This is a genomic window from Sphaerisporangium sp. NPDC051017, assembly GCF_040683095.1.
Lineage (GTDB): Bacteria > Actinomycetota > Actinomycetes > Streptosporangiales > Streptosporangiaceae > Sphaerisporangium.
Genome location: NZ_JBFBCI010000005.1, coordinates 82,892 through 108,919, shown reverse-complemented (window position 1 = coordinate 108,919; position 26,028 = coordinate 82,892). Strand labels below are relative to the sequence as shown.

Here is a 26,028-nt window from a genome sequence, read left to right as displayed (position 1 = left end):
CGGGCCAGACATGGCGGGCGACTGAAACGCTCAACAGGCCGTAGGGAAGGCCCCTCACCTCCGCCGGGGTGAGGGGCCTTCCGCGTGAAACCCGTCAGACCCGGGCCAGCGCCTCCTCCACCGCGTGCGCCACGCGCGGCAGGTTCCGCTCGTCGAACACGCTGTAGTGGTCACCGGACAGGGCCAGGTGGTGGAACTCGCCGGTCGACTGCCGCCGCCACGCCTCGGTGGTCGCCGCGTGCGCCCCGGCCATCAGCGCGTACACCGGGCCGTCGTACGGCGCCGGCGGGTGGTAACGGTACAGCGCCTCGGCGGCCCCGGCGAAGATGTGGTAACGGTCGGCCGTCTCCTCCTCCGACAGGTCCAGCGACACGCCGGCCCTGGCCAGCATGTCCGGAATCGGGCTGAGGCTGTCCAGCGGCTTGACCAGCCAGCCCAGTTCACTGGTCGGCACGCCCTGGAGCCGGGACACGTCGTAGACGAACTGCCGGCGCAGCTCCTCCTCGTCGGGCACGGCCACGCCGAGGTCCACGGCGTACTCGGCGTCGAAGATCATGACCGGCTGCCGGGCCCCGGTGCGCTCGGCGTGCTGCCGGGCGACCTCGAAGGCCAGGCAGCCGCCGAACGACCACCCGGCGAACACGCACGCCGACGGGTCCAGTTCCGCGGCCAGCTCGTCCAGGATGCGGGCGCCGACGTCGACCAGCCGCCGCTCGATCGGCTTGGCGCGGTCGCCGGGCCTGCTCAGGCAGCCGAGCACGGGGAACCCCTCGCGCAGCGCCCGGGTCAGCGGCACGTAGCAGAACAGCGCGCCGCCGCTCGGGTTCATCAGCACGAGGGTGCGCGGCTCGGTGCCGGGGCGCATGACCACGGCCTGGCTGTCGCGCACGGCCGCCGCCTGCGCCCGCCGCGCGAGCATCTGCTCGTACAGCTTGCGGCGCTCGGGGGACAGCTTGCTCAGCTTGTCCTCGTTGGGTTGGGAATCGGTGGAGGTCATCGGTTCTCCCCTTCGAGACGGGCGTTGACCTCGTCCTCCGACATGGACTCCAGCATCGTGAGCAGCTCGTCCTCGCTCATGTCGTCCATGCGCTGGGAGTCGACGATGCCGGCGATGTGCGCCGGGGTGGGGGACAGGAAGAAGTCCGCCAGCGAGATGCGCACCTTGAAGCGGCGGTTGATGGACGAGATGAGCTGGGCGGCCTGCAGGCTGTTGCCGCCGAGCTGGAAGAAGTCGTCGCCGACGCCGACGCGCTCGTTGCGCAGCAGCGGGCCCATGATCTCCTGGACCAGGACGCGCTCGGTCTCGGTCCTCGGCTGGGCCACCGGCCCGCTGCCCGCCAGCGGCTCGGGGTCCGGCAGCGCGCGCCGGTTCACCTTGCCGCTGCTGTTCAGCGGCAGCTCGGGCAGGTCGACGAAGTACGAGGGGATCATGTACGCGGGCAGCCGCCCGGCCAGGTGCTCGCGCAGCGCGTTCATGTCGAGCAGGTCCTTGCCGGAGGAGACGTACCCCACGAGGTGACGCTCGCCGGCGGCGTCCGCCCACGGCTCGACGGCCACCTGGGCGACGCCGGGGAAGGTGGCGATGCCCGCCTCCACCTCGCCGAGCTCGATGCGCAGGCCGCGGATCTTCACCTGCTGGTCGATGCGGCCGATGAAGACGATCCGCCCGTCGGACAGTCGCTTGACCAGGTCGCCCGTGCGGTACAGCCGCCCGCCGGGGGCGGTGCCGAACGGGTCGGCGACGAACTTCTCCTCGGTCAGCTCGGGCCGGTTCAGGTAGCCCCGGGCCAGGCCCTCGCCGCCGATGACCAGCTCGCCCGGCACGCCGCACGGCACCGGGTTGAGGTGCTGGTCCAGGACGTGCGCCACGTGGTTGGTCATCGGCAGGCCGATCGGCGGGGTGGTCTCCCAGGTGCCCGGGCACTCCTCGACGATCATCGTGACCGTGCACTCGGTGGGGCCGTAGCCGTTGAACAGCCGGCGGCCGGGGTTCCACCGGTTCACCAGCTCGGCGGAGAACGCCTCGCCGCCGACGAACACGATGCGCAGGGCGTCGAACGTCTCCGGCTCCAGCAGGTTCATCACGGCCGGGGGCAGGTCGATGACCGTGATGCCCGACCGCTCCATCAGCGCCTGGAGCCGCTCGATGGACAGCCGCTCCTCGTCGACCGCCAGGTACAGGCGGGCGCCGGTGAGCAGCGCGGAGAAGATCTCGAACACCGACACGTCGAAGTTGAGCGAGGCGAAGCCGAGGACGCGGTCGTCCGGGGTCAGCTCGAACAGTTCCTGGACGGTGTCGATGAAGTTGACGACGCTGCGCTGCTCGATCAGCACGCCCTTGGGCTGCCCCGTGCTGCCCGAGGTGTAGATGATGTACGCGACGTCGTCGGGGCCGGCCGTGGGCTGCGGGTCGGTGTCCGGCGCCGTGTTGAGCTTGTCGCCCATCTCGTCCAGGACGACGAGCTGGCGTCCCGCCTCGGCCACCCGCTCGCTGAGCGAGGAGTCGGTCAGGACGGCGAGCGCGTCGGCGTCGCCGAGGATCTGCGCGATGCGGGCGCTCGGGTTGGTCGGGTCGAGCGGCAGGTAGGCGGCGCCGGACTTCAGCACCGCCAGCACCGACACCACCAGGTCGGCCGAGCGCGGCAGCGCGAGCGCCACCACCTGGCCGGGCTTGGCGCCGAGGTCGATGAGGTGGTGCGCCAGCCGGTTGGCCCTGCGGTTCAGCTCGGCGTAGGTGACCGGGACCTCGTCGACGACCAGCGCCGTCTCCCCGGCGCGTTCGGCGACCCGCGCCTCGAACTCGGCGGTGATCGTGTTGTGGCGCACCTCCCGCTTGGGGCCGTCGCCGAAGGACAGGACGCGGTTGTACTCGCGATCGTCCAGCGCCTCGATCCACGACAGCGGGGTCTGCGGCGTGGCGCAGGCGTTGAGCAGGAACTGCCCGTAGTTGGCGGCGAACCGCTCGACGGTCTCGGCGTCGAACAGGTCGGTGTTGTACTCGCACTCGATGGTGGTCTGCTCGCCGTTGCGGGTCAGGCCCCAGGCCATGTCGAACCGGGAGGTCCCGGTGTGCGTCCCGACGATGCCGACCTCGATGCCGTCGAGCTGGATGGGCGGCGCGAAGTCGGTCACCGCGAAGGCGATCTGGAACAGCGGCTGACGCGACGGGTCGCGCGGCGGCCGGACGGCCTCGATCAGCTTGCCGAACGGGATGTCGCCGTGGCTGAAGGTGTCCTGGACGACGGTCCGCGTCCGGTCGATGACCTCGCGGAAGGTCGGGTCGCCCGACAGGTCGAACCGCAGGACGAGCTGGTTGATGAAGAAGCCGGTCACCGTCTCCAGCGAGCTGAAGCGCCGGTTGGCGTTCGGCGAGCCGATCACGACGTCGTCCTGGCCGCTGTAGCGCTGCATCATCGCGGCGAACCCGGCGGTGAAGATGTTGAACGGCGTGACGCCGAGCTTTCGGGCGAGCCCGTCCACGGCGCGGTCCAGCTCGGGCGGCAGGCTCGTCTGCATCCCGGCGCCATTGAACGTCACCTGGGTCGGGCGCGGCCGGTCGGTCGGGAACTCCAGGGTGGGGGCGTCGGCGAGCCGCTCGCGCCACCAGGTGTTCAGCTCCTCCAGCCGCTTGCCGGCCAGCCACTCACGCTGCCAGATCGAGTAGTCGGCGTACTGCACCGGCAGCTCGGCCAGATCCGGCCCGACGCCGTTCTTTCCCGCGCGGTACAGCTCGGCCAGGTCCCGGACCAGCGCCGTCGTCGACCAGCCGTCGAAGATCATGTGGTGCACGTTGAACAGCAGGTAGTGGTCGTCGGAGGCCAGCCGGTACAGGCGGATCCGCCACAGCGGCGCCGTCTCGATCGCGAAGGGGATGCGCGCCTCGATCTTGAGCAGCGACTCCACCTCCTGCTCGCTCGACGCCTCGACGATCAGCATCTCGACCGGCATCTCGGGCGCGATCACCTGAACCGGGGTGTTGTCGCGCTCGGTCACGCTGGTCCGCAGCGACTCGTGCCGGGCGACCAGCCCGGTGAGCGCGCCGCGCAGCGCCTCGACGTCCAGCTCGCCGCGCAGGCGGTAGCAGAACGGCATGCTGTACGTCGGCTCGTCGGGGGAGAGCCGGTGGTGCGTCCACAGGGGTTCCTGGTTGAAGGACAGCGGCACCGGTCCCGTGCCCTGCCGGGCCGTCGGCCCGAGGTTCGAGGCGGGCTCGGCCCCCGCGCGTAACTGGGCGAGTAAACGGGCGCGCTTGTCCTCGGGCAGCCTGGCCAGGCGTTTGAGCATCTCGGTCATCGGTTCCTCCGTGTCTGCACGGGAGCACTGCTGGTCGGTCCGGCCAGGGTCGATCTCCGCGCTTCGTGGTATGGCAGGTCGGACAGGTCGTTGAGGGCGCTGGAGAGAACCGCGATTCCCCGCAGGTAGTCGGCCAGCACGATGTGCTCGTCCTCGGAGTGGTCGAGGGAGCTGTCGCCGGGCCCGTAGGTGGCCATCGGCACGTCCCACACCTCGGCGAGCGTGTTCATGTCCGAGGTGGCGGTCTTCAGCTTGGCCGTGGCGCGTCCCTGCTGCTTGGCGATGCCGGCGAACAGCGCGCGGACCACGGGGTCGCGCCGGTGGGTGCGGCAGGCGGCCACCGAGTTGACGACGGTCAGCTCGCCCGCGCCGCCGAGCCGCTCGCGCAGGTCACGGACCAGGGCGGCCGAGTCGAAGTCCGGCGAGGTGCGTACGCTCATCTCCATCTCGGCGGCGGCCAGGCCTCCGTTGATCGACACCAGTGTCGCGGTGGGCTGGTCGAAGACGGCGTGGCCGGGCTGCGGCGGCAGCAGGTCCACCAGTGAGTTCCAGCAGCGGACCGCCAGCTCCGTCGCCTTGGGCACCGGGTTGCTCGGGTGGGTGGGCGGCACCGTCACCTGGTAGCGCATGTCCAGCTTGCCCTTGTAGCCGATGACGACGCTCGACCAGCCGCTCGGCTCGCCGACGATCAGCGCGTCCGGGGGGTTGTGGCTCTGCCGGATCGCCATCGCGCCCCGCGAGGAGGGCGTCTCCTCCTCCACGACGCCGATGACCACCACCTTGCCGCGGAACTCGGGTGTCCCCGCCGCAGCGCAGATCATCGCGGCGAGCGGGCCCTTGGCGTCCACCGCGCCCCGGCCGTACAGGCTGCCGCTGATGGAGCGGACGGGCAGCGTGCCGGGGACGGTGTCCATGTGGCCGAGCAGCATCACGGTCGGCCCGTCGCCCCGGACGATCTCGCCGACGGCGTTGCCGGTCTCGTCGACGTAGGCGCTGAAGCCGAGCTCCCGCATGATGGTGACCAGGGTGCGGGCGAGCACCGCCTCGTGGTGCGACGGGGAGTCGATCTCCAGCATGCGGCGGAGCAGCCCGATCGCGAAGGTCTCGCCAACCGGGCCTGCGCTGGGCCGATGATTCATCAGGGGCTCGTCTCCATGGTGTCGATGCGGTCCCGTCCCGCCAGGACGACCGTGGTCGCGGCGCCGTCCAGCGCGGCCGTCACCGGCCGGGGCCGGCGTCCGTCGGCGATCAGCGTCTCGGGCACCCCCGCCGTGAGGGCCTCGCGGGCGGCGATCAGTTTGAGTCCCATCCCGCCGGCGCGGTGGGCGGGCGGGTCGTGCGGGGAGAGTTCGACGACGGGCAGCACGGAGTCCGGGTCGGCGACGTCGGCGAGGACTCCGGGCGCGCCGGTCAGCATGACCAGCCGCGCGGCGCCCACCGCCGCGGCCACCGCGGCCGCGACCCGGTCGGCGTTGACGTTCACCGGGCGGCCGTCCTCGGCGAGCGCCGGCGGGGAGATCACCGGCACGAGGCCCGCGGCGAGCAGCGTGCGCAGCAGGCCGGCGTTCACGGAGGTGATCGTCCCGACCTGGTTGTCCCTGACCATCACGCGGACGCCGTCCACGACGGCGCGGTGCGCGGCCTTCCTGCGGGCGCGCAGCAGGCCGGCGTCCAGGCCGGTGAGCCCGACGGCGGGCACTCCGAGGGCGGCGAGCGAGGTGAGCAGCCGGGGTTTGGCCATGCCGGCGAGGGCCAGCGTGACGACCTCCAGCATGGCGGGGTCGGTGTAGCGGGCGGGCACGCCGTCGGGGGCGACCACCTGCCTGCTGGGCACGCCCAGCCGGGCGGCCAGCCGTTCGATGTCCGCCGAGCCGCCGTGCACCAGGATCAGCTCGGCGCCGCGCTCGCGCAGCGCGGCCACGTCGGCGCACACCTCGTCGGCCTCGACCGCGGCGTTGCCCCCGCACTTGACCACAGTGATGTCGGTCATGCCCGCCTTCCGTCAGTTGGGGTGGAGCCCGGCGAACGCGAGCCCGGCGCGCTCCGGCCAGCCGTACCGGATGTTCATGCACTGCACCGCGTTGCCCGCGCCGCCCTTGACGAGGTTGTCCAGCGCGGCGACCAGCACCACCGCCCGTCCCTGGCCCTCGGCCGGCTCGTCGTCGTCCACGGCGAAACCGACGTCGCAGAAGTTGGACCCGCTGAGGATCTTCGGCTCGGGCAGCCGGTACAGGCCGCGCTTCTGCGCCACCACGCGGACGAACGGCTCCTCGGCGTACGCGGCGCGGAACGCCGAGCGCACGGCCCGCTCGTCGGCGCCCGGCACCAGCCGTGCCCGGCACATCACCTGGACGCCGCGCACCGCCTCCACGCCGGTGGCGCTCATCCGGGCCGACAGGCCGGTCTCCTGGCCGATCTCCGCCTCGTGCCGGTGGCGGGTCGGGGCGAACACGCGCATCGCGCCGCTGCGTTCGGCGTGCAGGTTCTCCGAGCCCGCCGACGCGCCCGAGCCGCTGGAGCCGGTGCGCGCGTCGATCGTCACCTCCGGCTCCACCAGCCCGGCGGCGGCCGGCGGGTGCAGGGCGAGGATCGCCGCGGTGGCCATGCAGCCCGGGACGGCCACCCGGTCGGCCGTGCGCAGCTCGTCCCGGTGCAGCTCGGGCAGGCCGTACACGAACTCGGGCAGCAGGTCGGCGGCCTCGTGCGCCAGGCCGTAGTAGCGCCGATAGAGGGCCGGGTCCCGGAGCCGGAAGTCGGCCGACAGGTCGAAGACGCGCGGCGCGAGCTTCACGAAGCCGGCCATCCGGCCCATGGTCTCCTTGTGCGGCGTCGCCAGGAACAGCGCGTCGCACTCGTCCAGCTTCTCGGGGTCGGTGAACGTCAGGTCGGTGAGGCCGCGCAGGTTGGGGTGCGCGCCGTCCACCCGGCGTCCCGCGAGCCGGGTGGAGGTGACGGCGGCGACCTCGACCTCGGGGTGGCCGAGCAGCAGCCGCAGCAGTTCGCCGCCGATGTAGCCGGAACCGCCGACGATGGTCACCCGCGCCATTTGTGTACCCCGGTCAGCACGTGATCCACGATCCTTCCCGCCACGTCCACCCGATCTCCCATCGCGTGCTGGAAACCGGAGAACTCGACGGTGTCGTTGACCTCCAGGATCAGCAGCCTGCCGTCCTCGTCCTCCACCAGGTCGACCCCGGCGATGTCCGCCTCGGTCGCCCTCGCCGCGCCGTACACGAGCTTGGCCATGTCGTCGGTGACCTCGCACCGCTCGGTCACCGCGCCGCGCGCCACGTTCGTCCGCCACTCCTCGCTGCGCCGGTAGACCGCGCCCAGCACCTCGCCGCCGATCACCAGGGCGCGGATGTCGCGTCCCGGCTTGTCGACGAACTCCTGGACGTAGACCACGTGCGAGTGCGGGGAGGGCAGGGCGGCGATGTACTCCAGCACCGTCTCGGCGACCTGCCGATCGGGCACGAAGGTCACCAGCCGCCCCCACGAGCCCACCAGCGGCTTGAGCACCGCCGGGTAGCCGATCTCCTCGATCGCCGTCAGCGCCGCCGTGGGGGTCAGGGCCAGCGCGGTCCGGGGGGCCGGGAGCCCCGCGGACCGCAGCGCCATCGAGGTGCGCCACTTGTCGCCGCACACCTCGGTGGCGCGGGCGCTGTTCACCACGAGGGTGCCCACCGCCTCTAGGCTGTGCGCCGCGTACGCCGCGCGGACATGCCCGATCTCCCGGTTCAGTGCCCGATCCCACGGCAGCGGCGCGATGTCCGCCGAGCTCCACATCGTCCGGCTGTCCACGTGGACGTACGAGACGGCCCGCCGGTCCAGCGCGTCGAAGATGCGTTTCTCGTCGGTGCGGATCCGGGAGGCGACCACGGCGAGGGTGCCGGGCGAGGTCACTCTCCCCAGTCCTCTTCCACTTCGGGGGCGAGCCCGACCAGCGTCGGCTCCAGAGAAAGGATCTCCAGCTCCGCGTGGCAGTCACCGCATTCCAGAATCTCGTTGAGGCGTGGCGCGTCGGGCAGGTCGACCGTGGCCTCGCACTCGGGGCAGGCGATCATGGGGTTCTCCTCTTCTCCGTCATGGACTCGGGCGGGTCTGTGTGCCGGGCACGGTGGCCGTTCCCGCAGGCCCGGCGAGCCCGGCGAGTTTGGCGCGCATCCGGGCCGTGACGCCTTCGGCGGTGATGCCGTTGTCCGCCATCAGCCGCTCCTGGCCGCCGACCGTGTCGACGAACCGGTCGGGCATGGCGATCCGCAGCAGCGGGCGCGGCGCGTGCTCGGCCAGTTCCTCGGCCACGGCCGATCCGAGGCCGCCGGCCGGCCAGTGCTCCTCGACCGTGACCACCAGCCGGGCGCCGGCCGTCGCGGCGGTCAGCGTCGCGGTGTCGAACGGCTTGAGCGTGTGCGCGTGCAGCACGCCCACGTCCAGCCCGTCCTCGGCGGCGAGCGTCTCGGCGGCCTCCAGCGCGGCGAGCACGGGCAGCGGGCCGGCGCACACCAGCACCACCTCGCCGCCGTCGCGCAACCGCTGGATCAGGCCGAGCACCGGCGGCGGGGTGTCCTCGGGCAGCGACGGGGTCGGCTTGCGGCCGAGCCGGACGTACACAGGGCCGGGCAGCTCGGCGACCTGGCCGAGCAGCGCGCTGGTGGAGGCACCGTCGGCCGGGACGACCACGGTCATGTTCGGCAGGACCCGCATCACGGCCAGGTCCTCCAGCGCGTGGTGCGTCGGGCCGAGGTGCCCGGCGGAGACGCCGCTGTGCGTGGCCATGATGCGGACCGGCAGCCCGTTGTACGCGATGTCGATCTTGACGGCCTCCAGCGCGCGGGCACCCGCGAACGCGGCCATCGTGTTGACGTACGGACGCCAGCCGGAGGCCGCCATGCCCGCCGCCACGCCCATCAGCGTGTGCTCGGCGATGCCCAGGTTGATGTACCGGGCGGCGGCGTCGCCGAAGTCGACGCCGGAGAACAGGCCGGTGTCGGTGTCCAGGCACACCGCCGTGGAGTCGGCGCCCATCCGCTCGACCAGCGCGTCCCGGTACACCGTCCGGGTGGCCGCGGCGCTCATCGTTCACCCGCCCGCAGCGCGCGGACCGCCCGGGCGTGCATCCGCTCGGACAGGGTGGCGTAGTGGCTGTGGACCTTGCCCGCGACCATCGGCAGGCCCTGGCCCTTGACGGTGCGGGCGACGACGAGGCTCGGGCGTCCCGGCTCCCAGGGCGCCGAGGCCAGCGCCTCGCGCAGCGCCTCGTGGTCGTGGCCGTCCACCTCGCGGACCGCCCAGTTGAAGGACCGCCAGCGCTCGGCCATCGGCTCCAGCGGGGCGATCCCCTCGGTCTCGCCGGTGAGCTGGAGGCCGTTCCTGTCGACGACGGCCACCAGGTTGTCGGCGCCCTGGGCTGAGGCGGCGATGGCGGCCTCCCAGCAGGACCCCTCCTGCAGCTCGCCGTCGCCCATCAGCACGAACGCCCGGTTCGTCCGGCTGGCGAGCCGGGCCGACAGCGCGAAGCCGAGGCCGAGGGCGAGCCCGTGCCCCAGCGAGCCGGTCGGCATCTCCACGCCGGGGACGGCGCGCACGGGGTGGCCCATCAGGCGCCCGCCGGGACGGGCGTACGTCTCCAGCTCGGACACGGGGAAGTAGCCGCGCTCGGCGAGCGTCGCGTACAGGCCGATCGCGCCGTGCCCCTTGCTGAGCAGGAAAACGTCCCGGGCGGGGTCGTGCGGCGCGGCGGGGTCGCAGCGCAGGACCGAGAAGTACAGGACGGTGAGGATGTCCGCGCTGGACAGCGAGCCGCCGAGGTGCCCGCCCTCGGGGCCCGCGCACATGTCGACGATGTGGCGGCGGATCCGCAGGGCGGTCTCCCGGAGGAACTCGGAGTCCGGTGCGGCGCCCGTTTCCGGGGTCGTTTCCACGGCCACCGGCGGGCTCGTCTCGGCGCCGGTGTCGGCGCCCGCGACGGCGGTCACCGGGCCGACTTCGCGATCGCGGCGGCCATGTCCAGGTTCGCCCAGACCTTTTCGAAGCCGTCGGCGTACCGTTGCAGCGCGGGTCCGGCGTCCGGGTTGAGGTGGCGCTTCTGCAGCGTGAGCGAGTCGGCGATGACCTGCGTGGCCACGGGGTGCTCGGCGTCGGCGACCGGGTCGCCCGCCGTCCACGGGTAGCCGGAGCCGTAGCCGATCCGGTCGGTGAAGACCTTCTGCTCGGGCAGCGCGAGCAACTGGTAGCGGGACACGGGCACGCCCTCGGCGCGCAGCAGGCGGTGCAGCGCCGCGCGGAACGCCTCGGGGCGCACGTCCGGCAGGCCCGCCGCGGCCGGGTCGAAGCGGAAGCGCAGGATGTGCCACGCGTGCGTGACGTCCCCGGCGCAAGTGGGGACGATCAGGCCGGGCAGCTCGGCCAGGCGGGCGAGCAGGGCGGTGACGTTCTCGCGCCGGGCGGCGTCGTAGGCGTCGAAGCGTTCCAGCTGGGACAGCGTGAACGCCGCCTGCACCGCGCTCAGCTTGTGGTTCCAGCCGAGGATGTAGGAGATGTAGTCGCGGTCGCGGCCGGCCTCGATGACCTCGCCGAACTGGCGGGTCATCCGGGCCGTCTCCGCCACCTTGTCATCATTTATCGTGACAAGGCCGCCCTCGCCGCAGGTCGGCAGGTTCTTGGTCACCTGGAGGCTGAACGCGGCGGCGTCGCCGAGCGAGCCGACCGGGCGGCCCTTGTAGTACGCGCCGTGCGCCTGCGCGGCGTCCTCGAGCACCGCCAGGCCGTGGCGGCGGGCGATCGCGTTCAGCGCGTCCATGTCGGCGGGGTGGCCGTGCAGGTGCACCGGCAGGATCGCCGCGGTGCGCGGGGTGACCAGGGCCTCCACCGCCGCCGGGTCCATGTTGAACGTGACCGGGTCGATGTCGGCGAAGACCGGGATCGCCATCTGGTGCAGCGGGGCCAGCCCGCTGGCGATGAAGCTCAGCGCCGGGACGATCACCTCGTCGCCCGGGCCGACGCCGAGCGCCGCGAGCGCGAGCTGGAGCGCGGTGGTGCCGTTGGAGGTGCCCACGCAGTGCGCGGCCCCCGTCCGCTCGGCCCACCGCCGCTCGAGGACCGACACCGCCGTCTCGCCGTCGGTGTCCGACACCAGGGCGGCCCCGTCGAGCACGCCGAGCACCGCGGCCCGGTCGTCGTCGGTGATCACGGGCCAGGGCGGGTTGCGCAGCTCTCTCGGCACGGCGGGCCTGCCGCCGAACGCGGCCAGCCGCCGATCCCTGTCGCCGGCCGCGCCGCGGTCTCGCCCGGGCGCCGCGGCGCCGGGCATGGTCTCTGGGCTGGTCAAGGTGTCCCCTCCAGGGCTGGGAAGGCCGTCACAGGAACCCGGCCGCCTCGCGCAGTCCCGCGACGGCGGCCTCGTACGCGGCGACGAGGCGTCCCCCGTGCCGGGCCAGGTCGGGCGCCGCCGCGGCGGGATCGCGCCTGCCGTGCGCGGCGGTGATCCGCACCCCCGTCCAGGCGTGCGCGACGTGCTCCGCCAGCCGGCCCGCCTCCCGCAGCGCGGGCAGCTCCCAGCGCGTCCCGCAGGAGCGCAGGAACTCGGCGTGCAGCGCGGCCTGGGCCTGCATGCCCCACCCGAACGGGTACGCCTCCTCCAGGGCGCGGGCGTCGCCGGCGCGGGCCCGGTCGGCGAGGCTCGTGGTGAAGTCCCGCACGCCCGCGAGGCCGCCCCAGCCCGCGGTGTCCCGGTCGGCCTCGAACCCGGCGACGCCGGCCGTGAGGACCTCGCGGACGAACGCGGGGGTGGTCGCCGGGGCGTCCCCGACGGTGACGGTCAGGTAGCGGCCGCCGATGGCGGAGTCGCTGAAGAACGCGTCCTGCACGTCCTTGGGGTTGGCCGAGGTCCACGCAGCCAGCAGCGCGTCGACCGGGATCGGCCCGGCGTGCGCGGGCGGCATCGCGTCGCTGACGTACGCCTGCCCGGCCGCCTCGTCCAGGCCGTACACGACGATTAGGTGCGCGGCGTGGACGTCCTGGTAGGCGGGACGGAACGGCAGGTGGAAGTTGTCCACCGCGATGACCGGGTGGTGCCCGTCCTTGAGCGCGCGCCGCACGTCCTCCAGCGGGTCGCCGGGGTCGGCCGGGCGGTGCCAGGTGGTGGACAGGCCGTGGTGCGGCGCCAGGCTGCGGCCGAGGTCGCCCGGGTACCGGCAGGGGTAGTAGAACTCCTCGGAGGTGACGTCCCCCGGCTTGAACAGGAACTCCCAGTGCGCGCCGAGCGCGTCCACCGGGTCGCGGCCCTCGCGCAGCAGCGCGGCGGCGAGCGTCGACTGCAGGCAGCTGATCAGGTCGCGGTACCACAGCGCGGGCGCGGCGGGTGGCGTCGTGCTCATGACCGCTCCGCCACGGGCTCGCCGGGCGTCTGCAGGGTCATCGCGAACACGTGGATCGCGATGTTGCGCGGCAGCCGCAGGCCGCGCAGGGGCGCGCGCCGGGTCACCGGGACCCGCTGGCTCCACATCAGGGCCTCCACCCGTGGCTGCACGTGGTGCGGGTAGTGCATGACCGGCGTCTCGAACGCCTTGGCCTCGCCGAACGCCGCGTGCGCCCGCGCCCAGAAGTCCGACACGCGCAGCGACTCGAAGTCCACCTCGCCGCCGGCGAAGTGCAGCGCCACGGTGTCCTCGGTCCGCCGTTCGGCGGCGGTCAGCAGGTGGATCCAGTCGTATCGGCCCTCGGGGAGTTCGACGTACTGGCCCGCGCAGCGAATGTTGTCGCCGGCGGGATCCGGTCCGCCGAAACGGAATGGCACCCCGTCCACCTCCACCTGCGCGCCCGGTGGCGGCAGGTATTCGGCCGGAAACGAATTACGCCACACGTTGAAACCACCTGATCCGGTCTCTCCGGCCGCCGAAATCCCGCGATTGTTCCAATGCTCCGTCAAGTCGACGGGCCGCAGGCTCGTCATGGTGACGACGGATAACGGCAGGACACCGGTTTTCACCTCAGAAACCATGTCCACGTAACCTCCGTCAACGATTCAACCCCGCCGGGGAGAATGCTCCACTTGCCGCGAATCTACAAGTCGGGCACTCGGGTACACATCCACATGAGCGGGACTCCCGCCGACGCCACCCGTTGATGCCGTGCGCCGCCGATGGCACGCCGCGATGAGATTTGGCGGCGCGATTCAACGCCGTGATGACAACGCGACCGCGCCGCGCCGTCTCACTTGTCCTTCTCGGCGACGAGCGCCGCCTCCACGAGCGCCACCGCGAGGCTCTCCACCGTCGGCCCGGCGTAGAGCATGCGCATGGGCACGTCGATGCCGAAGCTCCTGCGCAGCCGCGCGGTGAGCCTGGCGGCGAGCAGGGAGTGGCCGCCGAGGTCGAAGAAGCTGTCCTTGATGCTGATCGGGCCGCGCCCGAGCACCTTGCCGAACAGGTCGGCGAGCAGGCGCTCGACGTCGTCCCGGGGCGCGACGAACTCGGCCTCCGAGGTGCCGAGGTCCCGGACGGTGGGCTTGGGCAGGGCGCCGCGGTCGACCTTGCCGTTCGGGGACAGCGGGATCTCGGTCAGCGCCACGTACATCGTGGGCAGCATGTACTCCGGCAGCCGCTCGGCCAGGCGGGCGCGCACCCGGCCACCCGGCTCGGGGTCGCCCCGGTACACCAGGTAGGCCACCAGCGCGGGCTCGCCCCGGTTGTCCTCCCCGAGCACGACCACGGCCTGCGCGACGCCGGGGTGGTCCAGCAGCGCGGCCTCGATCTCGCCCAGCTCGATCCGGGAGCCGTTCAGCTTGACCTGGTGGTCGATGCGGCCGAGGAACTCGACGACGCCGTCCGCGCGCCAGCGGGCCAGGTCGCCGGTGGCGTACAGCCGCCTGTCCGGGTCCTCGGGGTCGGCCACGAACTTCTCGGCGGTCAGCTCGGGCCGGTTGAGGTAGCCGCGGGCGAGCTGGACGCCGCCCAGGTGCAGCTCACCGGCCATGCCGACGGGCATCCGGTTGCCGTGCGCGTCCAGGACGTGGACGGTGGTGTTGGCGATCGGCGCGCCGATCGGGGTGATCGCGTCCTGCGGGCCGCAGGTCCACCGGGTGACGTCGATGGCCGCCTCGGTCGGCCCGTACAGGTTGTCCAGCCCGGCGGACAGGCCCGAGGCGAAGAACCGGCGCGCCAGGTCCGCCGACAGGGCCTCGCCGCTGCACACCACCTGGCGGATCGACCCGCACTTCGACAGGTCGGCGAACTCCAGGAACAGCGCGAGCATCGGCGGCACGAAGTGCAGGAACGTCACCCGCTCCGCCTCGACGACCTCGCCGAGGTACTCCATGTCCTTGTGCCCGTCCGGCTTGATCACGACCAGCCGGGCGCCGGCGATGAACGGCCAGAAGAACTCCCACACCGAGACGTCGAACCCGCAGGGCGTCTTCTGCATCACCGCGTCGCCGGGGCCGAGCCGGTAGGCCTCCTGCATCCACAGCAGCCGGTTGAGCAGGCCCGCGTGGGTGTTCATCACGCCCTTGGGCATCCCGGTGGAGCCCGAGGTGTAGATCACGTACGCGAGGTCGGCGAGGCCCGGCGCCCCTTCCTGGGCCTCGGCCGGCAGGTCGTCCAGCCCCTCGGCCGGGTCGTCCAGGCAGACCGGGCGCAGGTCGGGGACGTTCAGCCGGGCGGCCAGGGACCGGCGGGTGAGCAGCACGCGGGCCCCCGCGTCCCCGGCCATGAACATCAGCCGGGCCGGCGGGTACTGCGGGTCGAGCGGCAGGTACGCGCCGCCCGCCTTCAGCGTCGCCACCAGGGCGACCACGAGCTCGACCGACCGCTCCAGGTGCACCGCGACCACGGAGCCGGGGCCGACGCCGAGCGCGCGCAGGCGGTGGGCGAGCCGGTTGGTGCGTTCCTCCAGCTCACGGTAGGTGACCGAGGTGCCTTCGAACCGGATCGCCACCGCGTCGGGGGTGGCGCGGGCCTGGAGGGTGATGAGCTCGGGCACGGTGTGCGCCGTCGGGTAGTCCACCTCGGTCGCGTTCCAGCCGTCGACGGTCTCCCGCTCGGCGGCGGTGAGCAGCGGCAGGCGCGAGACGGGCAGCGCGGGGTCGGCGGCGGCGCCCGCGAGCAGCGTCGCGACGTGGCCGGCCAGGCGCCGGGCGGTGTCCTCGTGGTAGAGCGCGCGGTCGTGGCCGGCCAGGACGCGCGGCTCCGTACCGGCGCCATCGGGGTCACCGAAGCCGTCGAGCGTCACCGACAGGCCGTCCGCGGTGAACGCCGCCTGCCGCTGGTCGAGCTTGAGCCGCCCGAGCAGCTCCGCGAAGCCGGGATCGCCCGAAAGGTCCGCCTGGACGGTCTCGGCGCCGGGCTCTGGGCCGGTCTCTGGGCCGATCTGGATGGGGATGTCCGCCCGGCCGGTGTACCGGTGCAGGACGGCCGCGAACCCGGCCAGCGCCACCGCCCCCAGGCTCGCGCCGCCGTGTGAGGCGAGCGCGCGGACGGCCGCCGCGTCCGCCTCCGGCAGGGCCAGTTCGACCGTGCCGTCCGGCGCGGGCCGGCCCGCGCGCCGGGGCTCGTCCGTCCATAGCTCGAAGTGATCGGTATCTGGCATGGCTGTGACCTTCCCCCGCACGGGAATCTCCGCCGAGCGCGTCGCGCGCCCTCGTACTGCTTTCGGAACCGTCACCGTACGCCATGGCGCATGAACCTTGGAATACGTGATCCATTGGTATGAAGGCAGCCTGGTTTCACCTCTCACCGGATGACGTTGCAAGTTTCTTGGCCGATCCCGCCTTTCGGTTAAGCGCACCGTTTCGCCGAACTTCACGCGCTCACGGATGCCGGTTCTGCGCGCCGATCCCTAGTGTGGATCGTGGAACCCTGGAAAAGTCGGTGCGGAAATGGGATGAGCATGAGCGAGCTACATGACGATTTTGCGCGGCAACCCGGTGACCATCGGACGGAACTGCTGAACCGCTTGAAGTCGGAGAAGCAGCGGAGCGCCGCCGTCATGCAGCCGAGGCAGAGCGGGGACACCGCGCCGCTTTCCTTTTCCCAGGAATCGCTCTGGTTCCTGGACCAGTTCGCCCCCGGCCAGTCCACCTACAACGTCCCCGGCGCGTTCCGGATCGGCGGCGACCTCGACGTCGAGGCGTTCCGCGCGGCCTTCGCCGACGTGGTCGGCCGGCACGAGTCCATGCGCACGAGCCTTCACGACCGCGACGGCGAGGGCCTCCAGCGGATCCACGCCACGGTGCCGGTGGAGGTGCCGGTCATCGAGCCGGCCGGGTCCACCGCCGACGAGCGACTCGCCGCCGCCAGGAAGCTGGCGACCGACGCCGCGCGTGAGCCGTTCGACCTGACGGCCGCGCCGCTGTGGCGGGTCATGCTGTACCGGATCGACGAGGGTGACCACCTGCTGGTGCTGGTCGTCCACCACGTGATCTGGGACGGCTGGTCGATGGGCGTGTTCTGCCAGGAGCTCGCCGCGTTCTACGGCATCAGGACCGGCGTCGAGGGCATCGAGGCGCCCGAGCCGCCCGCCCTGCAGTACGCCGACTACGCCACCTGGCAGCGCGACTGGCTGCAGGGCAAGGTGCTGGAGGAGCTGAACGGGTACTGGCGCGACCGGCTGACCGGCGCCCCCGTGGTCGAGTTCCCCACCGACCGCCCGCGCCCCGCCGAGGCGACCTTCGACGGCGCCACCCTGCACCACTCGACGCCCATCGACGTGATGGAGGACCTGCACGGCCTGGCCCGGGAGACCGGCACCAGCACCTTCGCGGTGTACCTGGCGGCGTTCCTCATCGTCCTGCACCGCCACACCGGCCAGGAGGACCTCACCGTCGGCTCGGCCGCGGCCAACCGCAGCCGCACCGAGGTCGAGCGGATGATCGGCTACTTCATCAACATCCTGGTGCTGCGCACGGACCTGTCCGGCGACCCCACCGTCCGCCAGCTCATCGGCCGCGTGCACGACGTCGTCCAGGGCGCGATGGCCCACGGCGAGCTGCCCTTCGACCGGGTGGTGGACGTCGTGCGCCCGCCCCGCGACCCGGCCCGCACCCCGCTGTTCCAGATCGGCTTCGGCCTGTCGAACCTGGCCGAGCCGCCCCGGCTGCCCGGCCTGACCGTCGTCCCCGAGTCTCCGGACCTGGACACCGCCCGGTTCGACATGACCTGGGGCCTCATGGAGACCACCGACGGGCTGATCTTCACCCTGGAGTACAACACCAACCTGTTCGACGCCGACACGATGAACGCGCTGGCCGGGCACTACAAGCAGGCCCTGCGCGCGCTCATCCCGTTCCTCAACACGCCGATCTCCCGGGTGCCGGTGATCACGCCGGCCGAGCGGGAGGAACTGCTCACCAAGTGGAACGGCCCCACCCGCCCGAACGCCACGACCACGCTGCCGCAGGAGTTCGAACTCCAGGTGGAGCGGGACCCGGCCGCCGTGGCCGTGGTCGCCGGCGGCACGGAGATGACGTACGGCGAGCTGAACGGCCGCGCCAACCGCCTGGCCCGCCTGCTGGCCGAGAACGGCGTCGAGCGGGGCGGCCGGGTCGCGCTGGCGATGCCCCGCGACCACGACCTGATCGTGTCGATGTTCGCGACGCTGAAGGCCGGCGCCGCCTACGTTCCCATCGACAGCTCCCACCCGCCGCAGCGCGTGGCCGGCATGCTCGCGGACGCCGCGCCCGCCGTGGTGCTCTCGCACAGCTCCGTCGCCGGTAATCTGCCCGAGGGCGGGCCGAAGGTGCTGGTCCTGGACGAGCTCGCCGACACCCTCGCCGGGTACGACGACACGAACCTCGACTACGGGCCCGGACTGAAGGACATCGCGTACGTCCTGTTCACCTCCGGGACGACCGGCAGGCCCAAGGGCGTGCTCATCGAGCACCACTCGGTCGTCGAGTTCGTCGATGCGATCTCGGAGATGTTCGACATCGTGCCGAGCGACCGTATCGTGGCGTTCGCGTCGCTCACCTTCGACGTCTCGGTGTTCGAGATCTTCACCGCGCTGTGCCGCGGCGCGCGCATCAACCTCGTCCGCGACGAGGAGCGCCTGGACATGGAGGCGCTGCAGAAGCTGATCGAGGAGACCCGCACCACGATCATCGACCTGCCGCCGCCGGTGATGGCCCTGCTCACCCCTGAGCGCTTCACCGCGGCCCGCCTGGTGATGGTCGGCGGCGAGATGTTCAACGGCGAGCTGGTGAACCGGTGGAACCGGCGCCGCCGCCTGTTCAACGGCTACGGCCCCACCGAGTGCACGGTCGCGATGGTGTACTACGAGTGCATCGGCCACTTCGAGTCCGGCCCGCCGATCGGCCTGCCGTACGCCAACCACGTCGCGCACGTCGTCGACCAGCACATGGAGCTGCTGCCGTACGGCGTGGCGGGCGAGCTGGTCATCGGCGGCGTCGGCCTCACCCCCGGGTACCTCAACGACCCGTTCCTCACCCAGGCCAAGATCGTGCACGACCCGTTCGGCACCGCGCAGGGCGGCCGGCTGTACCACACCGGCGACCTGGTCAAGCGGCTGCGCAACGGCAACCTGCTGTGCCTCGGCCGCATCGACGCCCAGGTGAAGATCCGCGGCCAGCGCATCGAGCTCGGCGAGATCGAGACCGTGCTCGCCTCCCACCCCGACGTCGGCCAGGTGTCGGTGCAGGCGTGGACCGACGAGGTCGGCGAGAAGCACCTGGTGGCCTACGTCAGCTCGGCCGCCGGGACCAGCCCCGAGGTGACGCTGCTGCGCGGGTACGTGTCCGAGCACCTGCCCCGGCACATGGTGCCCGCGTACGTGGTGCTGCTGGAGCAGCTCCCGCTGACCGTGGCCGGCAAGGTGGACGCGCGCAGGCTGCCCGCCCCCGACGAGAGCGCCAGGACCGGCGGCGTCTCGGCCGAGCCCACCACCGAGACCGAGCGGGTGCTGGCGGAGGAGATCTTCGCCCCGCTGCTGCGGCTCAGCAAGGTCGGCATCCACGACAACTTCTTCGAGATCGGCGGCAACAGCCTGCAGGCCACCCAGCTCGTGTCGCGGATCCGCGACCGGTTCGGCGTGGACCTCGGCCTGGCCGAGTTCTTCCGCTCGCCCACCGTCGCCCACCTCGGCGGCGTGGTGGACGCGCAGAAGCAGGAGTCGATGTCGGACGAGGAACTGCTGGCGCTGCTGGAGCAGATGCCCGAGGACGAGGTGGCCAAGCTCCTCGGCGACCAGGAGGGCGACGGCTCCGCATGAACTTCGGAGAGAGTGACGCCGAGCGCGCGCTGCGTGCCGAGGTCCGCGAGGTCCTCGGCACGCCCCCCGTGCGGGCGGCCCTCGACGACCTCGCCCGAGTGACGGCCGCGGGCGAGCGCGAGCCCGACGTCCGCCCGCTGTACCGCGCCATCGCCGCGCACCGCCTGTTCGCGGCGAGCTGGCCCGAGGAGTACGGCGGGCGCGGCGTCAGCCACCTGGAGGCCGCGGCGGTGATCGAGGAGCTGGTGCGCGGCGGCATGCCCGACATGCTGCAGGTGCTCAGCGTCCAGATCGTCGGCCTGTTCCTGCTGGAGGCGGGCTCGGACGAGCAGAAGGCCCGCTACCTGCCCAAGCTGGCGAGCGGCGAGCTGTTCGCCACCGTCCTGTACACCGAGCCGGAGGTCGGGTCCGACCTGGCCTCGCTGCGCGCCGCCGCCGTCCGCGACGGCGACGGGTACCGGCTCTCGGGCACCAAGGTGTTCGGGTTGAAGAGCGGCATGAGCGACATCGGCCTGTGCGCCGTCCGCACCGGGACCGGCACCACCAAGTACGAGGGCATCAGCCTGTTCCTGGTGGACCTGCACGCCGAGGGCGTCACCCGCGGCCACATCGCCGGCCTCGCCGACGAGCAGTACGACCGCGTCGAGCTGGACGGCGTGTGGGTGGGCGCGGACGCGCTGCTGGGCGCGGAGGGCGAGGGCTGGTCCCTGCTCACCCGCTGCCTGGCCATCGAGCGGACCGGCCTGGACTACTCGCTCAAGGCCGCCCGCTGGTACGACGCCACGCTCACCGGCCTGATCCCCGAGACGACCGACGACGCGCTGCTGGAGGAGGTCGGCAGGTACGGCGCCGCCGTCGACGCCGGTCGCCTGCTCGCCTGGAGCACCATCAGCCAGCTAGGCCGCGGCCCGCTCGACCCGACGTCGGCCGCCATCAGCAAGTACCACACCAGCGAGACCGCGGCCCAGGTCGCGATCTGGGCCGCGCTCGTGCACGGCCACGGGTACGGGCTGCGCGCGCTGAGCCCGGAGAAGGCCGCCGTGCTGGAGGCCGGGTACCGCGAGAGCCCGGGCCTGACCCTCTCGGCCGGGACCTCGGAAATGATGCTGGAGCTGGTCGCGAGCTCGGCCTTCGACCGGCCTGACGTGATCGGGGGTGCCGGCGGTGGATCTGAAATCTGATCCCGTCCTGGAACGGATCGCCGGAACCGTACGCGAGGGCCTGAGCGTCGCCGAGCCGGGCCGCGACGGCACCTCGGCGCTGGCCGCGCTCGCCGACATGGACGGGTTCGCCTTCGCCGCCGCGATCGACCTCGGCGGCTTCGACCTCGGCCTGTCCTGCGGCGTCACGATCGCCGTCGAGCTCGGCCGCCGCGCGCTGCCCGACGTCTACTCCGGCGGCATGCTGGTGGTGGACTCGCTCGCCGAGGCCGGCGAGGACGCGCCCGGCGCCGACGTCGCGGCCGCGGTGGTGGCCGGCAAGCAGGTCGTGGTGGCGGCCGGGCTGGACCAGGTCTGCCGCCCGACGGCGGTCCGGGCCCGGCGGTCCGAGGGCGGCTGGCGTCCGTCCGGCGCCGTCACGGTCGAGGACGTCCACCCCGACCAGGCGTGCTGCGCCGCCTTCCGCGCCGAGGAGGGCGACGGCGAGGTCCTGCTCGCCGTCCTGCCGTCCACGGTGTGGCGGGGCGCGGCCGGGCCGGCCTACCCGTGGAGCGGCCCGGTGGAGAGCCCGGCCGCCCTGTCCCTGGACGAGGTCACCGTCACGTCCGGCCAGGTCGTCGGCGGCCTCGGCGCGGGACGCCCGCTGTCGGACCCGGCCGGACTGCTGGCCCGGCACCGCGTGCGCCAGGCCGGGTACCTGCTCGGGCTCGGGTTCGGCGCGCACGCGCTCGCCGTCACCCACACGGCGAACCGGCGGCAGTTCGACCGGTTCGTACTGGACAACCAGGCCGTCGCCTTCCCCCTCGCCAAGGCCAGGATCGACCTGGAAGCCGCGCGGCTGCTCGTGTACCGGGCCGCCTGGCAGGCCGACGCGGGGGAGCCCTTCTCCCGGGAGGCGGTCGAGGCGCTGGCCTGGACCGCCGAGGTGGCGCTGCGCACGATCAGGATCTCGGTCCAGGCGCACGGCGCGCGCGGGCTCACCCTGGGCGCGCCTGTGCATCGCTTCTTCGAGGTGATCAGGTCCGCGGCGACCCGCCTCGGGCCGCCCGGCGCGCTCTGGCAGGAGGCGGGCCGGCACCGCCTGGCCGCGATCCACCCGGCCGCGGCCTCCTCGGACGCGGCGGCTCCCTCAGATGAAAGGCAGAGCTAGATGCGCTTGACCGACGCGGGCGCGAAATCCGTATCCCTGGACGAGATCGATCTGTACGGCACCGAGCTCTACCGCTCGGGCGACCCGCACGCCGCCTGGCGCACGCTGCGCGAGACCGCCCCGGTGTGGCGCCAGGAGGCCCCGGACGGGACGCCCTTCTGGTCGGTGACCCGCTACCGCGACGTCGTGGACATCCTGCGCGACACCCGGCGGTTCAGCTCCGAGCACAGCACCATGCTCAGCGTCCTGGAGCGGGACACCGCCGCGGGCCAGGCCATCCACCTGATGGACCCGCCGCGCCACGGCCAGGTGCGCGGGGCCACGATCAGCGCGCTGTCCATCCGCGTGATGCGCCGGCACGAGCCGAAGATCCGCGAACGGGTCGCCAAGCTGGTCGCCGGGGCCATCGCCGAGGGGCAGGCCGACATGGCGAAGCTGGTCACCATGCTGCCGATGCTGGTGGCCGGGGAGCTCATGGGCATCCCGCAGGACAAGTGGACCGAGGCCGCGCACTGGACGGTGGCCAGCATGGCCCCCGAGGACCCGGCGTTCTCGATCGGCGACGAGGCCGCGACGCTGCGGGCCGCCCACGTTTTCCTGTTCTCGATGTTCATCGAGCTGATCCAGGACCGCAGGGACGAACCCGGCACCGACGACCTGATCTCGCTGCTGCTCGGCATGGAGGTCGACGGGCGTCCCGCCACCGACGAGGAGGTCCTCGTCAACTGCTACGCCTTCATCATGGGCGCCAACCCGACGATCCCGCAGGCGTCCTCGCACCTGGTGCTCACCATGGCCGAGAACCCCGACCTGTGGCGGCGTATCCGTGAGGCGGACCGCTCGACGCTGCCGCTCACGCTGGAGGAGACCCTGCGCTGGTCGAGCCCGGTGAACCACCTGCTGCGCCGGACGACCCAGGAGGTCGAACTCGGCGGCCACGTCATCCCCGAGGGCGGGCTGGTCGCCGCCTGGATCGGCTCGGCCAACCGGGACGAGGAGATCTTCGCCGACCCCTACACCTTCGACCCGGTGCGCAGCCCGAACCAGCACGTCGCCTTCGGCTTCGGCTCCCACCGGTGCATCGGCAACTCGCCCGCGCAGACCGGCGTCCAGCTCCTGCTCGAGGAGCTGGTCGAGCAGGTCGAGTTGTTCGAGCTCGCCGGTGAGCCCCGTCACCTGGGCTCCAACTTCCTCAACGGCATCACACATCTACCGGTGACCCTCCACCCGAACAAGGGCTGAACTACGGGCGGCGGGTACGGGCGGACCGGCCCCGTACCCGCCGTTTCGTGTCGCCGGAAGGTTCGCCGGAGCAGTTTGCTTCGGGGGTGCCCGCCCTGAGCCGTAGCCTGAAGGGGTCGAGAGCTTCAGGGAGGCGCAGGACCTATGCCCGAAGGTGACACGACAGGCGACCGGGTACGGGAACTCCGCCGCCGTCGCGGCCTCACTCAGGAGGCGCTCGCGCAGCAAGCCGGGCTCAGTGTCGGCGTGGTCAAGAAGATCGAGCAGGGCGGCGGAGCACGCATCGAGACCTACCACGCTCTTGCGAGGGCCTTCGACGTACGGACGTCGAAGCTGTTCGAGCAGTCGAGTTCGGGACCGGATCGGACCAGCGACAGAGAGAAGATCAACCTTTTGCCGCTGCGGCAGGTCATCAGCCCGGCGGTCACCCTGAACGGCAAGCTCCGCTTCGCCGAGGAGATCCACGAGGAACCCGACCTGACTCAGTTGCGGTCCGCCGCGGTGGCGATAGCCCAGGCGTACCACCGTGACCGGTATGCGGACATGGCGTCTCTGCTGCCGAAGCTGATCCGGTCCGCTCAAGCGGCCGTCGACTTCTACATGACCGCTCCAGAGCACGTTGAGGCTCTCGCAGTGCGCTCCGAGATCCTCCAATTGGCCGGACGTTACCTGACGCAGGTACACATCTACGACCTCGCCCACATGGCGCTACGCGGTGCGGTCCACGACGCGGTGGCAGCGGGCGACCGGCTCAATGCGGCATCAGCCATCATCGGCCAAGCATGGATTCTGCTCCGACAGGGACGCCTCGACGAGGCAGAGGACGTCGCGGTCGGCAGCGCCGACGAGATCGAGCCGCTGATATCGCGGGCGACGCGTGAGGAACTGTCCGCGTGGGGCTGGTTGATGCTCCGGGCTTCGGCCGCCGCATCCCGTAACAACAAGCCTGCCCTCGCCGAGGAGATGATCGGGTTTGCGCGGACGGCGGGAACCGCTGTCGGCGCTGAGGTCACGGACCACCTGCGCGGCTGGGGGACATTCGGGCCGCTCACAGTGGAGCTGAAGGCAATTGAGAATGTCATGGTCGCCGGTAAGCCGGACGTCGCGCTGGAGTTGTCGGAGCGCGTGCCCCAGGGTTTCGGGCGTGCCACTAGCGACAACTGGAACCGGCACCGGCTTGACGTGGCGCGCGCCCATGCGATGTTGCGGCGTGGAGACGAGACGACCCGGTTGCTCACGGCCTTGCGCGCCGACGCGCCCGAGTGGTTGCGGTACCAGCGACTCGCGGCGGACGCGTTCCGCGATGGCGTGCTCAGAACCAGGAAACGCACGCTAACCGCAGAACAGCGGGACCTCGCGGCGTTCCTGGACATCGAGGACTAAAGGACCACGTCTCGTAGCCGTTCAATCCCGGCGAGCGCCGAACGGCCATGCTTCGTGTCTGTACGGCCGGGCGTGACACTCCATACGGTCGCCTTGTGCATTGACCCTGACCCGTCAGAGTCCCGCTACATAGGGCGGGCCCGCCACGGTGCTGTCACACCGGACGGGCCCTTGACCGCACGCAGGAGGTGCGACCCGTGGGTAATCCTAAGACCGCCCCCACCCCCCGAATGCCCCGACTCATCCGTATCCGTCACCATGCCGACGCCCCACCCAAGCCGCTGGGCTGCCGGTGGTGCGGCCACGCCCCCTACGCGGCTGGCCTGCCGCAGCGCACTCCCATGCTCCACGGGCGCCCGCCTTACCGGCAGGGAGCGGCCGCGTGAAGCCGCGGACGCCAGGACGGCACCGGGCAGGAGAGCCGATCGCCCGCGTGAGCCCCCGCCGCTGGGACCCCGCGCAGCGCACCGCCGCCGAGCAGCTCGACCAGGGCGAGCCTGGGTGGTGCATCTTCTACGGCATCGGCATCCGCCGGTTCGTGGCCATCGCCGTCTGGGGCGTCCTTTCCCCCCTGAGGGTCGAGGCGTCCACCGTTGAGGACCTGCGCGAGCAGATGCGCGAGGCCGAGCTCGGCGCGATGGCATCGATCGGCCGAGACTGGGCGTGGGTCGCGTGACCGACCTCGGCAGGCGCTCCCGCGAACCCGCCGAGCGTGGCGGCGAGCAGCGCGATCCCTACGGTTTCGGGCCGGGCGCGCGGATCTCGGTGGGCGGCTACTTCCCGCGCCTGACCCTCGTCGACCAGCGGGACGAGGAGGCACCCACACCCGCGTCGGGGCCGGCCGTCAGCGGTCCGCTGTTCGCGGTCGCGTTCCTCACCCTGTCCTGGATCCGGCACGCCGTCCTGTGGAAGGTGGCCACGCCCAACGCCATGGTCGCCGCCGCGTGCGCGGTCCAGGCGCGGGTGGCGGAGATCTCCGGGGTGCCCGTGATCTGGAGCCGGTTCGATCCCATGGCGTGTGAGGACTGCGCCGTCGTCGTCCTGGGCCAGAGCGAGCAGGAGGGAGAGCAGCTGTGACGCTCACCGCGACCGAGGGCAACGCCGGGCACGGCCCGCACGTCCCCGATCCGAACGCCGACGCCGAGCGCATCGCCTGGCAAGCGGCCACCAGCAGCGAGGACCGGCGGCGGGTGCTGCGCTGGACCTGCCAGTGCAAGCCGGTCATGTACTCCCTCGTCACGGCCGGCGGCCGCGGCTACATCGAACGCACCGGGAAGGGCGCCATCGCGCAGACACACCGGATGACCCACTCCGACGTCGCGACGCTGTGGGAGCGCATCCTCCTCGGGCAGGCCCAATGACACGGCCGTCGGTCAAGGTCATGGCCAAACTGGAGCGCGAGAACCCCGAACCGCCGGGGCTTACCTGGCACCTGGAGAGGGCCGGTGTTCTGACCGTGCCCGTATCCCGGGACCTCGCGCGGCAGCACAAGACGGTCCGGCAGTGGGCCGACGCCTTGGGCCTGCCGGCGGAAGCACGCGGCGGTGGGTTGAGCGTCGCGATCACCCGCGACGGCGTCCG

At 72.2% G+C, this 26,028-nt stretch carries 21 protein-coding genes; 8 read left to right on the top strand and 13 right to left on the bottom strand.

The genetic code is table 11. The annotated features are described in order from the left end of the window. Positions 1-94 precede the first annotated feature (94 nt). The 13 genes from AB0M95_RS06905 to AB0M95_RS06845 all read right to left on the bottom strand — a co-directional run bounded on the left by AB0M95_RS06905 (position 95) and on the right by AB0M95_RS06845 (position 15,876). Complete coding sequence (locus AB0M95_RS06905) at positions 95-997, bottom strand: thioesterase domain-containing protein (RefSeq protein WP_363760578.1); 903 nt, start codon at positions 995-997, stop codon at positions 95-97. Continuing rightward, on the bottom strand, positions 994-4,293 hold the full coding sequence (locus tag AB0M95_RS06900; RefSeq protein ID WP_363760575.1) for an amino acid adenylation domain-containing protein: 3,300 nt from the start codon (positions 4,291-4,293) through the stop codon (positions 994-996). The genes AB0M95_RS06905 and AB0M95_RS06900 overlap by 4 nt, the downstream gene beginning before the upstream one ends. Then, the gene (locus AB0M95_RS06895; RefSeq protein WP_358512092.1) at positions 4,290-5,432 is read right to left on the bottom strand and encodes a M20/M25/M40 family metallo-hydrolase; all 1,143 of its coding nucleotides are present in this window, start codon (positions 5,430-5,432) and stop codon (positions 4,290-4,292) included. Before AB0M95_RS06895 ends, AB0M95_RS06900 begins: the two co-directional genes overlap by 4 nt. Then, positions 5,432-6,283 (bottom strand): [LysW]-aminoadipate kinase, encoded by an 852-nt coding sequence (locus tag AB0M95_RS06890; RefSeq protein WP_363760572.1) that lies wholly within the window; start codon positions 6,281-6,283, stop codon positions 5,432-5,434. Before AB0M95_RS06890 ends, AB0M95_RS06895 begins: the two co-directional genes overlap by 1 nt. Before the next feature lie 12 nt (positions 6,284-6,295). Continuing rightward, entirely contained in the window at positions 6,296-7,339 is a 1,044-nt protein-coding gene (argC, locus tag AB0M95_RS06885; protein WP_363760569.1) for an N-acetyl-gamma-glutamyl-phosphate reductase, read from the bottom strand. Beyond that, positions 7,327-8,196 carry a lysine biosynthesis protein LysX gene (lysX, locus tag AB0M95_RS06880; protein WP_363760566.1) on the bottom strand — a complete coding sequence of 290 codons (870 nt, stop codon included), beginning with the start codon at positions 8,194-8,196 and terminating at the stop codon, positions 7,327-7,329. Before lysX ends, argC begins: the two co-directional genes overlap by 13 nt. Next, the gene (gene lysW / locus AB0M95_RS06875) at positions 8,193-8,357 is read right to left on the bottom strand and encodes a lysine biosynthesis protein LysW (RefSeq protein ID WP_358512104.1); all 165 of its coding nucleotides are present in this window, start codon (positions 8,355-8,357) and stop codon (positions 8,193-8,195) included. Before lysW ends, lysX begins: the two co-directional genes overlap by 4 nt. Positions 8,358-8,376: 19 nt before the next feature. After that, positions 8,377-9,369 carry a transketolase C-terminal domain-containing protein gene (locus AB0M95_RS06870; RefSeq protein ID WP_363760563.1) on the bottom strand — a complete coding sequence of 331 codons (993 nt, stop codon included), beginning with the start codon at positions 9,367-9,369 and terminating at the stop codon, positions 8,377-8,379. Further along, positions 9,366-10,268, bottom strand: a complete 903-nt coding sequence (locus tag AB0M95_RS06865) for a transketolase (RefSeq protein ID WP_363760560.1) — start codon at positions 10,266-10,268, stop codon at positions 9,366-9,368. The genes AB0M95_RS06870 and AB0M95_RS06865 overlap by 4 nt, the downstream gene beginning before the upstream one ends. Next, a complete protein-coding gene (locus tag AB0M95_RS06860; protein ID WP_363760557.1) occupies positions 10,265-11,620 on the bottom strand; it encodes a DegT/DnrJ/EryC1/StrS family aminotransferase in 1,356 nt (451 codons plus the stop codon). The genes AB0M95_RS06865 and AB0M95_RS06860 overlap by 4 nt, the downstream gene beginning before the upstream one ends. A gap of 28 nt (positions 11,621-11,648) precedes the next feature. Continuing rightward, positions 11,649-12,668: a BtrH N-terminal domain-containing protein gene (locus AB0M95_RS06855; RefSeq protein WP_363760555.1), complete on the bottom strand. Its 1,020-nt coding sequence runs from the start codon at positions 12,666-12,668 to the stop codon at positions 11,649-11,651. After that, positions 12,665-13,087: a hypothetical protein gene (locus tag AB0M95_RS06850; RefSeq protein ID WP_363760552.1), complete on the bottom strand. Its 423-nt coding sequence runs from the start codon at positions 13,085-13,087 to the stop codon at positions 12,665-12,667. Before AB0M95_RS06850 ends, AB0M95_RS06855 begins: the two co-directional genes overlap by 4 nt. Before the next feature lie 416 nt (positions 13,088-13,503). Then, positions 13,504-15,876: an amino acid adenylation domain-containing protein gene (locus AB0M95_RS06845; protein ID WP_363760549.1), complete on the bottom strand. Its 2,373-nt coding sequence runs from the start codon at positions 15,874-15,876 to the stop codon at positions 13,504-13,506. Positions 15,877-16,176: 300 nt separating this feature from the next. Here AB0M95_RS06845 and AB0M95_RS06840 point away from each other — a divergent pair, with 300 nt between their 5' ends. From AB0M95_RS06840 to AB0M95_RS06805, 8 genes are all read left to right on the top strand, one after another. Then, a complete protein-coding gene (locus AB0M95_RS06840; protein ID WP_363760547.1) occupies positions 16,177-19,512 on the top strand; it encodes an amino acid adenylation domain-containing protein in 3,336 nt (1,111 codons plus the stop codon). After that, entirely contained in the window at positions 19,509-20,693 is a 1,185-nt protein-coding gene (locus AB0M95_RS06835) for an acyl-CoA dehydrogenase family protein (RefSeq protein ID WP_363760544.1), read from the top strand. The genes AB0M95_RS06840 and AB0M95_RS06835 overlap by 4 nt, the downstream gene beginning before the upstream one ends. Beyond that, positions 20,677-21,822 carry an acyl-CoA dehydrogenase family protein gene (locus tag AB0M95_RS06830; RefSeq protein ID WP_363760541.1) on the top strand — a complete coding sequence of 382 codons (1,146 nt, stop codon included), beginning with the start codon at positions 20,677-20,679 and terminating at the stop codon, positions 21,820-21,822. Before AB0M95_RS06835 ends, AB0M95_RS06830 begins: the two co-directional genes overlap by 17 nt. Continuing rightward, positions 21,823-23,064, top strand: coding sequence for a cytochrome P450 (locus tag AB0M95_RS06825; RefSeq protein ID WP_363760538.1), 1,242 nt, complete (start codon positions 21,823-21,825; stop codon positions 23,062-23,064). It abuts the gene before it with no gap. A 144-nt stretch (positions 23,065-23,208) separates the two neighbouring features. Further along, positions 23,209-24,447, top strand: coding sequence for a helix-turn-helix transcriptional regulator (locus tag AB0M95_RS06820; protein WP_363760535.1), 1,239 nt, complete (start codon positions 23,209-23,211; stop codon positions 24,445-24,447). Between the two features lie 382 nt (positions 24,448-24,829). Beyond that, on the top strand, positions 24,830-25,123 hold the full coding sequence (locus tag AB0M95_RS06815; RefSeq protein ID WP_363760532.1) for a hypothetical protein: 294 nt from the start codon (positions 24,830-24,832) through the stop codon (positions 25,121-25,123). After that, the gene (locus AB0M95_RS06810; protein WP_363760529.1) at positions 25,111-25,524 is read left to right on the top strand and encodes a hypothetical protein; all 414 of its coding nucleotides are present in this window, start codon (positions 25,111-25,113) and stop codon (positions 25,522-25,524) included. The genes AB0M95_RS06815 and AB0M95_RS06810 overlap by 13 nt, the downstream gene beginning before the upstream one ends. Further along, entirely contained in the window at positions 25,521-25,808 is a 288-nt protein-coding gene (locus tag AB0M95_RS06805) for a hypothetical protein (protein WP_363760526.1), read from the top strand. Before AB0M95_RS06810 ends, AB0M95_RS06805 begins: the two co-directional genes overlap by 4 nt. Positions 25,809-26,028: the final 220 nt, after the last annotated feature.

Excerpts from the sequence above, each read along its gene's own strand:
- AB0M95_RS06905 (WP_363760578.1), bottom strand. The coding sequence starts at position 997 with ATGACCTCCACCGATTCCCAACCCAACGAGGACAAGCTGAGCAAGCTG.
- AB0M95_RS06900 (WP_363760575.1), bottom strand. The coding sequence starts at position 4,293 with ATGACCGAGATGCTCAAACGCCTGGCCAGGCTGCCCGAGGACAAGCGC.
- AB0M95_RS06895 (WP_358512092.1), bottom strand. The coding sequence starts at position 5,432 with ATGAATCATCGGCCCAGCGCAGGCCCGGTTGGCGAGACCTTCGCGATC.
- AB0M95_RS06890 (WP_363760572.1), bottom strand. The coding sequence starts at position 6,283 with ATGACCGACATCACTGTGGTCAAGTGCGGGGGCAACGCCGCGGTCGAG.
- argC (WP_363760569.1), bottom strand. The coding sequence starts at position 7,339 with ATGGCGCGGGTGACCATCGTCGGCGGTTCCGGCTACATCGGCGGCGAA.
- lysW (WP_358512104.1), bottom strand. The coding sequence starts at position 8,357 with ATGATCGCCTGCCCCGAGTGCGAGGCCACGGTCGACCTGCCCGACGCG.
- AB0M95_RS06870 (WP_363760563.1), bottom strand. The coding sequence starts at position 9,369 with ATGAGCGCCGCGGCCACCCGGACGGTGTACCGGGACGCGCTGGTCGAG.
- AB0M95_RS06855 (WP_363760555.1), bottom strand. The coding sequence starts at position 12,668 with ATGAGCACGACGCCACCCGCCGCGCCCGCGCTGTGGTACCGCGACCTG.
- AB0M95_RS06845 (WP_363760549.1), bottom strand. The coding sequence starts at position 15,876 with ATGCCAGATACCGATCACTTCGAGCTATGGACGGACGAGCCCCGGCGC.
- AB0M95_RS06840 (WP_363760547.1), top strand. The coding sequence starts at position 16,177 with ATGAGCGAGCTACATGACGATTTTGCGCGGCAACCCGGTGACCATCGG.
- AB0M95_RS06835 (WP_363760544.1), top strand. The coding sequence starts at position 19,509 with ATGAACTTCGGAGAGAGTGACGCCGAGCGCGCGCTGCGTGCCGAGGTC.
- AB0M95_RS06825 (WP_363760538.1), top strand. The coding sequence starts at position 21,823 with ATGCGCTTGACCGACGCGGGCGCGAAATCCGTATCCCTGGACGAGATC.
- AB0M95_RS06820 (WP_363760535.1), top strand. The coding sequence starts at position 23,209 with ATGCCCGAAGGTGACACGACAGGCGACCGGGTACGGGAACTCCGCCGC.